Below are 13784 nucleotides of genomic sequence, written 5' to 3' on the forward strand. Positions count from 1 at the left end.
CCAGTTCATCCCGAACGACTTCGCCACCCTCGGCGCCGACGGCTTCGGCTTCTCCGACACCCGCGCCGCAGCACGCCGCTTCTTCAAAAACGACACCCACTCCATCATCGTCAAAACCCTCCAGCTGCTGGCGGCGAGGGGCGAGGTGCAGGAGGGCGCGCCGTCGTACGCCATGGACCGCTACAAGCTCCTGGACGTCACGGCGGGAACAACGGGAGGAGCCGGCGGCGACTCCTGACGCCCTGCAAACCAAAAACGACGGCGGCCCGCACCTGATGGTGGGGGCCGCCGTCGCGGTTTTAGGTTGGGTCAGGGACGCCGGCGGTCGACGACGAAGCCTGTGGCTGCGCTCTCCCGGACTGCCGTGATCCCGGCGGTGACGGCCTTGATGTTTGAGAAACTGGGCGAGACCGCAACCACGGTTCCGTCGTCAGCCGTCAGCCTGAACCGGTATTGTCCTGCGCCTGCCGTCTCGATTACGAATGCGCCTGCCATATACGCTCCTTCCGCCAACTGCACCGTTGCAGCTGCCATTACGACCCCCAATTGCCAACACGACATATCCGACGTTAGCGGCCATTCACTGGACGAACCACCCCTACTACCGGGTAGTATCCCGCCGAATGCCCGCTCCGGCATGATTTAGGGTGATTCCATGACCGACTTTCCCCTCCCCCAGACCACCGGCGTGCTGCTGGCGGCGGGTGCCGGGACCCGCCTGGGCCGGGGACCGAAGGCGCTGCTTCCGTTCCGGGGACGGACCCTCGTAGAGGCCCTGGCGGACGTGCTGCTCGACGGCGGCTGCCGCGAGGTTGTGGTGGTGCTCGGCGCGGGCGCCGGCGAGGTCCGCGCCCGGACTGACCTGACCCGGCACACGGTGGTGGAGAACCCGGCGTGGGCCGCCGGAATGGGCAGCTCGTTCACAGCGGGACTGGAGAGCGCACCGCAGGAGAACCATGTGCTGGTGGCGCTCGTGGACCAGCCCGGGCTGACTGCAGAAACTGTCGCCCGGCTGCTGGGGGCACACCGGCCGGGTCGGGTGACTGCGGCGGCGTACGCCGACGGTTCGGGGAAGCTCCGGCGCGGCCACCCGCTGCTGCTCGACGCCACGCTCCGCGCGGAAGCTACGGCGTCGGCAGGTGGCGACGCCGGTGCCCGCCGTTTCCTGCAGGGCCATCCGGAGCTGATCGACCTGGTGGACTGCACTCTGCCGCCCGGTTCAGGCCAGTCCGGCGGCGAGGACCTCGACACACCGGACCAGCTGCACCTGCTGGGCTGATTCAGCGGCGGCCGTCGCTGAACCCGTTACTGGACCATCCCCGCTTCAAGAAGTTCCTGTAGCCCCTGTTTGAAGCGGGCCCTGCCGCCGTGGGCCGGATGCCTGATTTTCGGCGCGTTCAGGCCGCTGCGGCCAAGGCTCCGGTGCGCGACATTCCCGACGGCCAGCACGGTTTCGATGGGGAAGATCCCGGTCAGGGCCTGCCAGAACGGCGTGCCCAGTGCGGCTTCCGCGGGTGTGGGTGTCCGGTTGGACAGCGGCTGATCCGGCACGTGCGTGTGCCAGGGGCAGGCACTCCACAGCAACGGGAGGAAGTCGAGTTCGGCCAGCACCTCCCACATGACGGTGGCCGTGGGTTCGGCGGCGACGCCGGCAGCCTCAGGGGGCAGGACATACCCTGCCCCGGAGCCGAACAGCCCGAAGTGGTTGGCGGGTCCCGCGAACATGGTCCGGTTGGTGAAGGGAACGCCGGTGATCCGCATGCCCCGGAAACCCGGGGCCTCCCCCACCAGCAGCACCTTTGGAGCGCGGGCCAGCACGTCGCCAAGGTAGGCCGCCAGGTTCTGCCGGCGCAGGGCATTCGCCGGAACCGAGTGGTCGAAGAAGTTGGTGCACTCCGGAGGCGTCTCGGCGGCGGCGAGCCGGGCAATGAAGTCTTCGATCGACGATGAGCCCATTCGCCCGCCTCCCTTCAGCCCCCGGATCAAAGCAACGCGGGGTCACTTATCGCCCAATGGAGGCCCGGATTGGGCGGTAAGTGACCCCGCGTTGCTTTTACCAGCGGGGGTGGATTGCCTCGCGGAAGTAGTGGTCGTAGATCCAGCGCACGCCCTCGTCGAACTCCGGGCTGAGCACTGTGGCGGCCGCGGCGGCGTTGGCCCGCGCCTGCTCCACGGAACGGGCACCGGGGATGACTGAGGTGACGCCGTCCTGCGCCGCAACCCACGCGATCGCAGCCTGCGCGGTGCCCGAGCCCTCCGGCACCAGCTGCTCGAACTCGGCAACCGCCTTGAGCCCCAGCTCGAAGTCCACCCCGGAGAAGGTTTCGCCGACGTCGAAGGCGTCGCCGCCGCGGTTGTAGTTGCGGTGGTCGTCCGCCGCGAAGACAGTCTCCTTCGTGTACTTGCCGGACAGGAGACCGGAGGCGAGCGGAACCCGGGCGATGATGCCCACCCCGGCGGCCTTCGCTGCGGGGAGCACCTCGTCCAGCGGCTTGAGCCGGAAGGCGTTCAGGATGATCTGCACAGAGGCCGTGCCCTCGTGCCGCAGGGCTTCGAGGGCTTCATCGGTCCGTTCCACGCTGACGCCGTAATTCTTGATGGCCCCCTCGGCCACGAGGGTGTCCAGGGCGTCGTACACCTCGGCGCGGCTGTACACGGCGGAGGGCGGGCAGTGCAGCTGGACCAGGTCCAGTGCGTCGGTGCGCAGGTTGCGGCGGGAGCGGTCCACCCATTCGCGGAAGTTGGCCAGGCTGTAGTTTTCCGGGAGCTGTTCCAGCCTGCGGCCCATCTTCGTGGCCACGGTGATTCCTGTGCCGGGGTTGTCGGCCAGGAACGCTCCGATGGCCTGCTCGCTGCGGCCGTCCCCGTAGACGTCCGCCGTGTCGAAGAAGGTTACGCCGGCCTCCGCCGAGGCCGCGAGGATGGCCTGAGCCTGGGCCGGGTCAACGTTGCCCCAGTCCGCGCCGAGCTGCCAGGTTCCCAATCCAACGACTGAAGCGTTCCGTCCGGTCTTGCCTAAGATGCGCTGTTCCATCCCCCGACTATATGTTGCCAACCCCACGCGGGGTCACTTCGCGCCCTCCGGCGGCGCTTCATTGGGCGCAAAGTGACTCCGCGTTGCTTGGACCTGCGGGAACGTTGCCTGCCGGAACGCTCTCCGGAACAAGCCCCGCCTCCTTCAGGCCCAGGTAGATCTTGTCCCGGGCGATCGGCAGCTCGGCGAACCGCACCCCGGTGGCATTGCGGATGGCGTTGGCCAGTGCAGGGGCCACGGGGTTGAAGGGGCTTTCGCTCATGGACTTTGCCCCGAGCGGACCCAGGGAATCGTTGGTGTCGGCGAAGTACACCTCGCTGCGCGGCACGTCCGCGAAGGAGGGGATGTGGTACTGCCGGAGGATGTCCGTGGTGACCCGGCCGGCGTCGTCCACCCGGACCTCCTCGTAGAGGGCGGCCCCGAGGGCCTGGGCAATCCCGCCCTCGATCTGCCCCCGGCACTGCCGCGGATTAACGACGACGCCGGCGTCGGCCGCCTGCACGCTCTGCAGGATCCGCAGCTCGCCGGTTCCGGTGTTGACCGCCACGCGGAAACCGTGGACGTTGAAGGCCACCGAGCGCGGCGTTCCGCCCCAGCGCCCCTCGGCCTCGAGTTCGACGCCGGCCTGCCGGGCGGCGTCGAACAGTTCAGTCAGCGGCACCCTGGTTCCCTCGCAGACGACGGCATCGCCGTCGAGCACGCAGCCGGAGGCCTGGATCTGCCGGACGCCGGCGGCGAACGCCCGGATCCGGACGGCCAGTTCCTCGGCGGCGGCCAGCGTCGCCTTGCCGGCCACCACCGTGCCGGCCGAGCCGAAGGCGCCGGTGTCGTGCTCGATCAGGTCCGTATCCGACTGCCGTACGGCGACCCGAGTGGCCACCGTGGACAACGCCGTCGCCGCAAGCTGGGCGTGCACCGTGGTGGTGCCGTTGCCGAATTCGGCGGTTCCGACGTCGGCGGCGTACGTTCCGTCGGCCAGGAGCCGGAGCCTGGAATGGGCGAAGTGGCCCCGCGGCGGCACGGTGTCGATCATGGACAGGGCCGTGCCCTCCCCCGTGACCCAGTCCGGCCCCAGGTCGTCGAGTCCGGCCGCCCGGTAACGTTCGCGGCCGCGTTCCAGCGCGTCCTGCACCAGGCGCGTGCACTGGTCCAGCCCGTAGCTGCCGTAGTGGACGTCCTCCTCGGGATCGGGGTGGGTGGAGAGCATGTCGTCGCCCTCGCGGACCATGTTGCGGCGGCGGAATTCCAGCGGGTCCATGCCGATGCCCGCAGCCAGTTCGTCGATGGCCGATTCGATGGCAAAGATCATCTGGCTGAGGCCGTAGCCGCGGAAGGCGCCGGACGGCACGGTGTTCGTGTAGGCGGCGAGCGCATCCACCTTCTTGTTGGCGCACTTGTAGACGGCCAGGGACTCTCCGCAGCCGTGGAACATGACGCCCGGCGCGTGGTTGCCGTAGGCGCCCGTGTTGGTGAGGACATCGAGCTGCAGCGCCGTGAGCCGGCCGTCATTGCTGGCGCCGGCCCTGAGCCTGATGGTGAACGGGTGCCGCGTGGTGCTGGCGGTGAACTGCTCGGTCCGGGTGAACTCCAGCTGGACAGGGCGCCGCAGCTTCAGGGCCGCGAGCGCGGCGATATCCTCCGTCAGGACCTCCTGCTTTCCGCCGAAGCCGCCGCCCACCCGGCCGGCCACCACGTGGACCTGGTCCTCCGGCAGCCCGAACACGCGGCAGAGCGTGCGGCGCACCAGGAACGGGACCTGGCTGGAGGTGCGAACCTGCAGCCGGCCGTCGTCGTCCACCGAAGCGATGGAGGCGTGGGTTTCCAGCGCGACGTGCTGGACCCGCTGGGTGCGGTAGGTCTGCTCGTGGATGAAGTCGGCCGCCGCGAAGCCGTCGCTGACGCTGCCAAGTTCGGAGTGCAGCTCGGCAACGATGTTCCGCCCCGGCTGGGCGATCCGCGCGGCGCCGGCCTCCTTGTCCCCGTGCAGGGCGGGCGCACCGGGCACAATGGCGTCCTGCGGGGTGAACACCGCGGGCAGTTCCTGGTACTCAACCCGCACCGCGCGGACGCCCGCTTCCGCAGCCCCCACCGATTCGGCGACGACGGCGGCCACCCGCTGCCCGCGGAACCTCACCACGGTGTCCAGCAGCCGGGTGTCATCGGGGTCGTCGGTGTATAGCTCGTGCTGGGCGCTGGAGTACAGCAGGTCCGGGGCGTCCTCGGCAGTGAGGACGGCCACGACTCCCGGCACCTCCATGGCAGCCGAGGTGTCGATGGACAGGACCCGGGCGTGGGCGTGCGGCGAGCGGACGAGCTTCATGTGCAGCAGGCCGGGCAGCGCCTCGGCGGGGACGTCCAGCGTGTAGCGGGCCTGCCCCGTGACCACCGCGCGGCTGGCCGGGGCGGGAACGTCGTCGCCCAGCCGGCCTGGCGCGGGGACGGGCTGGTTCTCGCCGGCAATCCCCGAGCCGGAGCCTTCCGGCGCCGGGTGGCCCTCGTGGCCGCAGACGGCGTCCGTGATGGCGCGGTACCCGGTGCAACGGCACAGGTTGCCTTTGAGGTTCCGCGGCAGGTTTTCCTTCTGCGCGTCGTCGAACGTGGCCGCCGTCATCACCATGCCAGCAGTGCAGAAGCCGCACTGGAAGCCCTGGCGGTCCAGGAACTGCTGCTGCACCGGGTGCAGGCCGGCCCCCTCGGTCGTGGCGGCGAGGCCTTCGATCGTGGTGACGGTGTGGCCCTCCGCGCGGACGGCCGGATAGATGCAGCTGTGCACCGGGGTGCCGTCCACGTGCACGGTGCAGGCACCGCAGTCGCCGCCGTCGCAGCCCTTCTTAACTCCGAAGTTGCCCTGCTCCCGGAGGAACGTGCGCAGGCACTGGCCCGGCCGCGGCTGCGCCTGCACCGGCGCGCCGTTGATTTCCATGGCCATGCTCAGGCCCCTCTCGTTGTCTGTTGCGGCGGCGTCTGCCGGGTCTGCTGTGTGCTCTGCTGCGCCGGCCAGAAGTCGCCGGACACTGCTGTTGGCGCTCCGGCCGACAGGCCTAGTTCTGCCCGGATTTCCTCGGCCAGGCGGTGCGTCATGTCGCGGCGCCAAGCAGGCAGCCCGTGAATGTCGTCGTGGTACAGGCCCGCCGGGATGGCGGCCTCGAGCCTGTCCGCCAGCTCCGGCGCGTCCGGCAGGGAGCTGAACCGGAGCTGCACGGGCCGCTTGGTGGCGGCCGTGACGGTGAGCGTGAACCGGCCTCCGCCGTCGAGCCTTCCGATCAGCAGCACGCCCGACCTGCCGAGGTTGCTCAGCGAGAGACGGCGGAACGCCACCCGGGAGGACAACGACGACGCCGGCAGGCTGACGCTGCGGAGCAGCTCGCCGGGTGCCAGGACGTTTTGCCCGTCCCCGGTGATGAGGTCGGCCACCCGCAGCTCCCGGCGGGCGCCTCCCGGAGCGAGGATGGTGGCCGCGCCGTCCAGTCCCGCGCACAGTGAGATCATGGGTCCGGCCGGAAGGGATGTGCACAGGTTGCCGCCCACGGTGGACATGTTCCAGACCTTGAAGGACGCCACGAAGGAGTCGCAGCAGGGCCGGATCAGGTCGAGTCCAGGCCAGTCCGGAGCATTCACTGCCCAGTCCGGAGTGCCGCCTTCGCCTGCCAGCTTTTCCGGGAGCGCGTACAGTTCGGCGACCGTGCAGGTGGCCGCGAGCTCGATGCCGTCCGCCGTCACGGTGATGGGCTGCCAGCCGGCGGAGCCGAGATCCAGCAGGCGCCGCAGCGGCTCGGGCCCGAAGGCCGTGCTGCCGTAGGAAAAGAGGACGGTGCCGCCCGCGAGCCAGGCGTCGCCGTCGCGCCAGTCGGCGGGGTCGGTGGTGCGGACCACCGCCTCGATGGTGTTCATGTCCATGCGATCTCCTGGGATGCCTCTGTAGTGAGTGCCGGTTGGTGGCTTAACGCGGGCCGCGTGCCCCCGGCGGGAAGGAAATGGATGGGTCCGCTGCCGTCCCGCAAAGGAGTGCAGGCGGCGGCCCCGGTGCGGGCTGCGATCAGCTCCGCGGTAATGGAGACGGCCACCTCCGCCGGTGTGACGGCGCCGAGATCCAGGCCGATGGGCGAATGCAGCCGGGCCAGCCGCTCCGGTGCAACGCCGGCCTCGAGCAGCCCGTCGATGCGCTGCCGGTGGCTGCGGCGCGAACCCAGGGCACCGACGAAGGCGACGTCCAGCTCCAGCGCCTCCTGCAGCAGCGGAATGTCGAACTTGGGGTCGTGGGTGAGGACGCAGACGACCGTGCGGGCATCGATCCGGCCTGCTGCGGCTTCAGCGGCGAGATACCGGTGCGGCCAGTCGGTGGCCACCTCGTCCGCGGCGGCGAAACGCTCCTGCGCCGCGAACGCCGGCCGGGCATCGCACAAGGTGACGCGGTAGCCGAGCAGCTTCGCGGCCGGCACCAGCGCCGCGCCGAAATCGTTGGCGCCGAACACCAGCAGGCGGGCCTGCAGCAGGCGGCTCTCCACCAGCAGGGTCACCGGTTCGGGCGAGGTCTCCGCGCCGCCGCACAGGGCCTGACCGCCGGCACAGCCCTGCGGCGGCCCCAGCCGGACCAGCCCCGTCCGGCCGCCGCGCAGCAGCGGCTCGACCTGGGCCGCGGCCGCTTGGAGTGCTTCCCGCCTGGCGCCGGCGTCAAGGTTCAGGGCGTCCAGCCCCAGCAGTGCCGCGAGGTCCACCGATCCCGCAACCTCAAAGGTGCCGGGATCGGGAACCACGACGACGGACGGCGGCTCTGCGGACGCCGTCACCAGAGTTCCGGCTCCCTGGGCTCCGGCAGCCCCCAATGCGCTGCCGGGCACGGTTTTGGGGGCCGCAGCGCCGTCGATGCGCCGGATCAGGGCCAGCGGCCGTTCGGGGTCCCCGGCCGCGAACTTCCGGAGCGCGCCGAACCCGGCGGCGCCGGCGTCCAGCGGCTGGATGTGGACCTCCAGCTCACCGCCGCAGGTGAGCCCGACGGCGAATGCGTCCTCGCTGCTGAAGCCGAACGCCTCAAGGCGGGTACCGCCGTCGGCCATCACCTCCAGCGCCGAGGCAACCACGGCGCCTTCAACACAGCCGCCCGAGAGGCTGCCGAGAATCTCCCCCGATTCGGACACCAGCATGGAGGTCCCGGGCGGCCGCGGCACCGAGCCGCTGGCGGTGATGATCGTGGCGACGGCGCACCGTTCCCCGGACGCTGCCGGGCGCCAGCCGGCCAGAGAAGGCATCAGATCCAGCATGGCAGCACTCCCTCTTCCCGTGCGATGGTGCCCATATTCTCGTTCCTATTCGTGTCAGTTGAAAGCATTCGACGCCGGTCCGGCCCGGCGACGCGCAAACGGTCCGGGGATGCGCGGATTCCCGTGTCCGCCGGCCGTTTGCGCGTCGCGTGGCATTTTCCGCGTCGTGGCGCCTGTCCTGCCCCTGGCCCTATGCCCCGAGCAGTGCCCCGATCGGACCCCGCGCGAAGTAGACGATGAAGCCCACGGTGACCACCCACATCAGCGGGTGGATCTTCTTCGCCTTGCCGGAGGCCGCGCCGATGACCGCCCAGGTCACGAAGCCCACGCCGATGCCGTTGGCGATCGAGTAGCTCAGCGGCATGGTGACGATCGTCAGGAAGGACGGCAGTGCCACCGCGAATTTGCTGAACTTGATCTCGCGGATCTGCGCCATCATCATCGCGCCCACCACCACCAGGGCGGCGGCTGCCACCTCGAGCGGCACCACGCTGGTGAGCGGGGTGAGGAACATGGAGCACAGGAACAGCGCGCCGGTGACTACGGAGGCCAGCCCGGTGCGTGCGCCCTCGCCGATACCGGCCGCGGAGTCGATGTACACGGTGTTGGAGGAACCCGACGTCGCGCCGCCCGCCACCGCGCCCACGCCTTCGACGATGAAGGCGGACTTGAGCCGGGGGAAGGTGCCGTCCTTGTGCGCCACGCCTGCGCTCTTCGCGAGGCCGGTCATGGTGCCCATGGCATCGAAGAAGTTGGTGAACACGAGCGTGAACACGAGCATCGTCGCGGCCAGGCCACCGATCCGGCCGAAGGCGCCGAACAGGTCGAAATGTCCCACCAGGCCGAGGTCCGGCGCGGAGACCAGGTGGCCGGAAAGCACCGGCGTGTTCAGGTGCCAGCCGCCGGGGTTGGTTTTGCTGGCGGGGCCGATGTGCATGATTGCCTCGACGACGGCGGCCAGTGCCGTGGTGGCCACGATGCCGATGAGCAGTCCGCCCTGGACCTTCCGTGCCACGAGGATTCCCATGACCAGCAGCCCAACGATGAACACCATGGTGGGGATGGAGGTGATGGAGCCGTTGTCGCCGAGCTGGACCGGAGGCCCGCCGGCGGTGGCCTTGACGAAGCCCGAGTCCACGAAGCCGATGAAGGCGATGAACAGGCCGATGCCCACGGTGATGGCGGCTTTCAGTTCCTTGGGCACGGCGCGGAAGATCGCGGTCCGCGCGCCGGTGACGCCGAACAGGACGATCAGGATGCCGTTGATGACCACCAGGCCCATCGCCTCGGCCCACGTGACCTCGTGGATGACTGCCACCGCGAGGAAGGAGTTGATGCCCAGTCCCGCGGCCAGGCCGAACGGCAGGTTGGCGATCAGGCCGAACGCGATGGTCATGACGCCGGCAGTCAGCCCGGTGACTGCGCCCACCTGCGCGGCCGAAAGCCAGCCGCCGGCGACGTCCGTGGGGGCGTTGTCCGCACTGAAGCCGCCGAGGATCAGCGGGTTCAGGATGACGATGTAGGCCATCGTGAAGAAGGTGACCAGTCCGCCGCGCACCTCTCGGGCCACGGTGGAACCGCGCCGGGTGATGTGGAAGAAGCGGTCCAGGAACGAGTTCGACGCCGGGGGCCTGGGGCCGTTGCCCCGCTGTGCTTTCCCGGTTGTCTGGTGCATTTCGAGTGCCGCTGTCTGCCCCGCGCCCTGAAGCGCAGCCTGCTTTTCAGCGGTGTTGTCCAGGATTGTCATGTCAGCCACCGGGCCCTAGTAGTCAATCCTGGAGTCGAGCGTGTTCCAGGTGTTGAACGGTTCCAGGATGGCCGGGGCTTCGGGGTGGCCCAGTTCGAGCTTGGAGACCGGCATCAGGGCGTGCCGGTCCTCGTTGTCGAAGTACTCGTAGAAGACTGCGTCGTCGAAGCCCACGGAAGCGGCGTCGTGCCGGTCGGCGGCGAAGACGACCCGGTCGATGCGGGCCCAGAGCGCCGAGGCGAGGCACATGGGGCATGGCTCGCAGCTGCTGTAGAGGGTGGCTCCGCGGAGGTCGAAGGTGCCAAGACCGCTGCATGCGCGGCGGATGGCCGTGACCTCGGCGTGGGCGGTGGGATCGTTGTCGGCGGTGACCCTGTTGACGCCGTCGAACGCCTGACCGTCGGCGGTGACGATCACGGCGCCGAACGGGCCGCCGCTGTTCAGGACGTTGGCGGTTGCCAACTGGATGGACCTGGCCAGGTATGCCTCGGCCGTGACGGTGGTACTCATGATGCGACTCCCTTTGCTGTGGAAGCCGGTACCCCGCGACGGAACGGAAAGGACCAAGTGCGACGGTTACCAGGCTTCAGCATGTGCTTTTGAAGGTTAAGTTGCGCCTGGTAGATAGCTTCCCGGAGTCCCGGGTGCCCGCCTTTGGCAACATCGAGATTAGCACCGGAATGTGGCCCGCGCCATAATTTTCTGGAAATTTAATTTCGCAATGTGAAATGCGTGTTTCGAGTGCCTCACAGCCCCTTGCCGGGCTGCCGGGCGCGCCTGTCCGCCGGACCGGTCACAAAGTGCGGCCATTGACCGCCGTCCCGCGCCCGCCCTACGCTGGTGCCGACCCGCCGCCCGGACGTCACGTTGCAGGGCAGCACGTCCCCTGGATCAGCAGACAGGACCACTGAGCTGGAAAGTATCAGCACGCTCAGACAAGGACCCCCATGACCCAGCCCTCTTACCTTTCAGGGACTCTCCCCCAGCCGGCATCCCGGCTCTGGATCCGGAACCCGCTGGCGGCCTTCACCGCCAACGGCCTCGACGCTTCAGGCGGCCTCGTGATCAGCGGCGGCAAAATCGTGGAGGTGCTCGGCGCCGGCCAGACGCCCTCCGCACCCTGCGGACAGACGTTCGACGCCGGCAACCACGTGCTGCTGCCCGGCCTGATCAACACGCACCACCACTTCTACCAGACACTCACCCGCGCCTGGGGTCCGGTGGCCAACGCTCCCTTGTTCCCCTGGCTGCAGAACCTCTACCCGGTCTGGGCGAGGCTCACCCCGCACGACCTTGACCTCGCGGCCACCGTGGCCCTCGCCGAGCTGCTCCTCTCCGGCTGCACCACCGCCGCCGACCACCACTACCTCTTCCCCGCAGGAATGGAGGACGCCGTCGACGTCGAAATCGGCGCCGTCCGGCGCCTCGGCATGCGGGCCACGCTGACCCGCGGCTCCATGACGCTGGGGGAGGACGACGGCGGGCTGCCGCCGCAGTCGACGGTTCAGGCACCGGAGGTGGTGCTCGCCGACAGTGAACGGCTCATCCGCGAGTATCACGAGCGCGGCGACGGCGCCGTGATCCAGATTGCGCTGGCGCCCTGCTCGCCGTTTTCGGTCACCAAGGAGATCATGGCCGAGAGCGCCGCGATGGCGGAACGGCACGACGTCCGGCTGCACACACACCTCGCGGAGACCCTCGATGAGGAGCAGTTCTGCCTCGAGACCTTCGGCCTGCGCACCGTGGACTACCTGGACACCGTGGGCTGGCTGACGGACCGGACCTGGCTAGGCCACGGCATCCATTTCAGCGACTCAGAAATTGCCCGGCTGGGAGCTGCGGGAACCGCCGTCGCCCACTGCCCGACGTCGAACATGCGCCTCGCGTCCGGCACCGCGCGGGTGCTCGAACTGGAGGACGCGGGAGTGCCCGTGGGGCTGGGAGTGGACGGATCGGCGTCGAACGATGCCTCCAACATGATCCTGGAGGCACGGCAGGCGCTGTACCTCCAGCGGCTGCGCTACGGCGCGCAGGTGCCGGTGGAGCGGGCGCTCGGCTGGGCCACGCGCGGCTCGGCGGCAGTGCTGGGGCGGCCGGACCTGGGCCAGCTGGCACCCGGCCTGCAGGCGGACCTGGCCCTGTTCCGGCTGGACGACCTGCGGTTTTCCGGCAGCCATGACCCCGTTGCAGCCCTGCTGCTGTGCGCCGCCGACCGCGCGGACCGCGTGATGGTGGGCGGGCAGTGGCGGGTGGTCGACGGGCAGATTCCGGGGCTGGACGTGGCCGGCCTGGTCGCGGAGCATTCGGCGGCGGCGCGGCGGCTGGTGAACGGCTGACGCCGCGCCGCGCCCGCCATTTCGACGGTTCCCTGCACAGACGACGATTCGCAACGTCGAGTGCGCACGGAACCATCGAAACGGGGCCGGTCAACTGCTAGCGTGGCGGCATGACTCCGTCGAAGACGCCGGCCGAGATCCTGGACATCGCCGGCACCGAGGTCCGCATCTCGAGCCCGGACAAGGTGGTGTTCCCGGAGCCCGGGCTGACGAAGCTCGATCTGGTTCGCTATTACCTGGCGGTCGCGGAGGGCGCGCTGCGCGGGGCAGGCGGGCGGCCGATGGTGCTCAAGCGCTTCCCGAAGGGCATCGACGCGGAGCCGTTCTTCCAGAAGCGCGTACCGGACAACCACCCCGACTTCATCGACACGACGACGCTGCACTATGCGTCGGGGACGTCGGCGGAGGAAGCCGTCATACGGGATGCCGCGGGCCTGGCATGGGTGGTGAACCTCGGCTGCCTCGACCTCAACCCGCATCCGGTGCGCGCCGAGGACCTCGAGCACCCGGACGAGCTGCGGGTGGACCTGGACCCGATGCCGGGGGTCGACTGGTCGCAGATCGTCGACGTCGCGTATGTCGCGCAGGAGGTGCTCGACGACATGGGGCTCGTGGGGTGGCCGAAGACGAGCGGGTCGCGGGGACTCCACATCCTGGCTCGGATTGCGCCGCGGTGGTCGTACCGCGACGTACGGCTAGCAGCCGAGACTCTGGCCCGGGAGGTCGAGAACCGCGCTCCCGGCCTCGCCACAGCGAGGTGGTGGAAGGAGGAGCGCGGCGAGAGTGTGTTCGTGGACTTCAACCAGAACGCGAAGGACCGCACTGTGGCCTCGGCGTACTCGGTACGGCCCTTGCCCGACGCCCGGGTCTCGACGCCGCTCACCTGGGACGAGGTCCGCTCCGCCCGGCCGGAACAGTTCACGGTGCCCACAGTGACGGAGCGGTTCGCCGAGGTGGGCGACCCCCACGCCGGCATCGACGACGCCGCCGGAACCCTCGACGGGCTACTCGCCCTGGCCGCCGAACTCGGCCCCGCGGAGAAGGCGCCGCGCGCCGGCAACGGCTCCGGCCGCCGACAGTCGGTGATGCCGCTGATCGAGGTGGCACGCACCAAGACCAAGCCGGACGCGCTCGCCGCGCTCGACGAGTGGAAGTCGCGGCATGCGGACGTGGTGCCGTCGCTGCATCCGGCCGATGTGCTGGTGGACGGAATGCGCGGCTCGAGTTCGCTCTGGTACCGGGTGCGGGTGAACCTGCAGCACGTTCCCGAGGCCGAGCGCCCCGCGCAGGAGGAGCTTATTGCCGACTACGACCCCTGGGCCGGCAAGGAGTGGCCGGGGCGTCCCGGCTCTTCGCCTACGGACTGAGGACGCGGATACTGTCCGGCGACACAGAAATGGTCCGGCGAC

Annotated in this window: 12 protein-coding genes; 4 read left to right on the plus strand and 8 right to left on the minus strand. The window is 69.6% G+C overall.

What is annotated here, in order from left to right; all coding sequences use genetic code 11:
- A partial coding sequence (locus ACFVTE_RS19920; protein WP_387103426.1) for a hypothetical protein occupies nucleotides 1-238 on the plus strand: 238 nt, incomplete at its 5' end.
- 71 nt (nucleotides 239-309) lie between these two features.
- On the opposite strand, the gene ACFVTE_RS19925 is transcribed toward ACFVTE_RS19920, so the two are convergent.
- Entirely contained in the window at nucleotides 310-495 is a 186-nt protein-coding gene (locus ACFVTE_RS19925) for a YegP family protein (RefSeq protein ID WP_387103429.1), read from the minus strand.
- Between the two features lie 160 nt (nucleotides 496-655).
- Here ACFVTE_RS19925 and nboR point away from each other — a divergent pair, with 160 nt between their 5' ends.
- The gene (nboR, locus tag ACFVTE_RS19930; protein WP_387103431.1) at nucleotides 656-1279 is read left to right on the plus strand and encodes a nicotine blue oxidoreductase; all 624 of its coding nucleotides are present in this window, start codon (nucleotides 656-658) and stop codon (nucleotides 1277-1279) included.
- A 26-nt stretch (nucleotides 1280-1305) separates the two neighbouring features.
- Here the strand turns inward: nboR and ACFVTE_RS19935 are convergent, their stop codons facing one another.
- The 7 genes from ACFVTE_RS19935 to ACFVTE_RS19965 all read right to left on the minus strand — a co-directional run bounded on the left by ACFVTE_RS19935 (nucleotide 1306) and on the right by ACFVTE_RS19965 (nucleotide 10549).
- Nucleotides 1306-1956, minus strand: a complete 651-nt coding sequence (locus ACFVTE_RS19935; protein WP_387103433.1) for a uracil-DNA glycosylase — start codon at nucleotides 1954-1956, stop codon at nucleotides 1306-1308.
- 97 nt (nucleotides 1957-2053) lie between these two features.
- Nucleotides 2054-3034: an aldo/keto reductase gene (locus tag ACFVTE_RS19940; RefSeq protein WP_387103434.1), complete on the minus strand. Its 981-nt coding sequence runs from the start codon at nucleotides 3032-3034 to the stop codon at nucleotides 2054-2056.
- 58 nt (nucleotides 3035-3092) lie between these two features.
- On the minus strand, nucleotides 3093-5963 hold the full coding sequence (locus ACFVTE_RS19945; RefSeq protein WP_387103437.1) for a molybdopterin-dependent oxidoreductase: 2871 nt from the start codon (nucleotides 5961-5963) through the stop codon (nucleotides 3093-3095).
- 2 nt (nucleotides 5964-5965) lie between these two features.
- Entirely contained in the window at nucleotides 5966-6931 is a 966-nt protein-coding gene (locus ACFVTE_RS19950) for an FAD binding domain-containing protein (RefSeq protein WP_387103439.1), read from the minus strand.
- A complete protein-coding gene (locus ACFVTE_RS19955) occupies nucleotides 6922-8292 on the minus strand; it encodes an XdhC family protein (RefSeq protein ID WP_387103443.1) in 1371 nt (456 codons plus the stop codon). Before ACFVTE_RS19955 ends, ACFVTE_RS19950 begins: the two co-directional genes overlap by 10 nt.
- Before the next feature lie 190 nt (nucleotides 8293-8482).
- Nucleotides 8483-10048: an NCS2 family permease gene (locus ACFVTE_RS19960; RefSeq protein WP_387103444.1), complete on the minus strand. Its 1566-nt coding sequence runs from the start codon at nucleotides 10046-10048 to the stop codon at nucleotides 8483-8485.
- Between the two features lie 6 nt (nucleotides 10049-10054).
- Nucleotides 10055-10549, minus strand: coding sequence for a nucleoside deaminase (locus ACFVTE_RS19965; RefSeq protein WP_377952789.1), 495 nt, complete (start codon nucleotides 10547-10549; stop codon nucleotides 10055-10057).
- A 437-nt stretch (nucleotides 10550-10986) separates the two neighbouring features.
- Between ACFVTE_RS19965 and ACFVTE_RS19970 the strand changes: the two genes are divergently transcribed.
- Complete coding sequence (locus ACFVTE_RS19970; protein ID WP_387103447.1) at nucleotides 10987-12375, plus strand: 8-oxoguanine deaminase; 1389 nt, start codon at nucleotides 10987-10989, stop codon at nucleotides 12373-12375.
- Between the two features lie 110 nt (nucleotides 12376-12485).
- Nucleotides 12486-13742 (plus strand): non-homologous end-joining DNA ligase, encoded by a 1257-nt coding sequence (ligD, locus tag ACFVTE_RS19975; RefSeq protein ID WP_387103449.1) that lies wholly within the window; start codon nucleotides 12486-12488, stop codon nucleotides 13740-13742.
- The last annotated feature ends 42 nt before the right edge of the window (nucleotides 13743-13784 follow it).

The organism is Arthrobacter sp. NPDC058097 (assembly GCF_042884885.1).
In the GTDB taxonomy this organism is placed as follows: Bacteria; Actinomycetota; Actinomycetes; order Actinomycetales; family Micrococcaceae; genus Arthrobacter.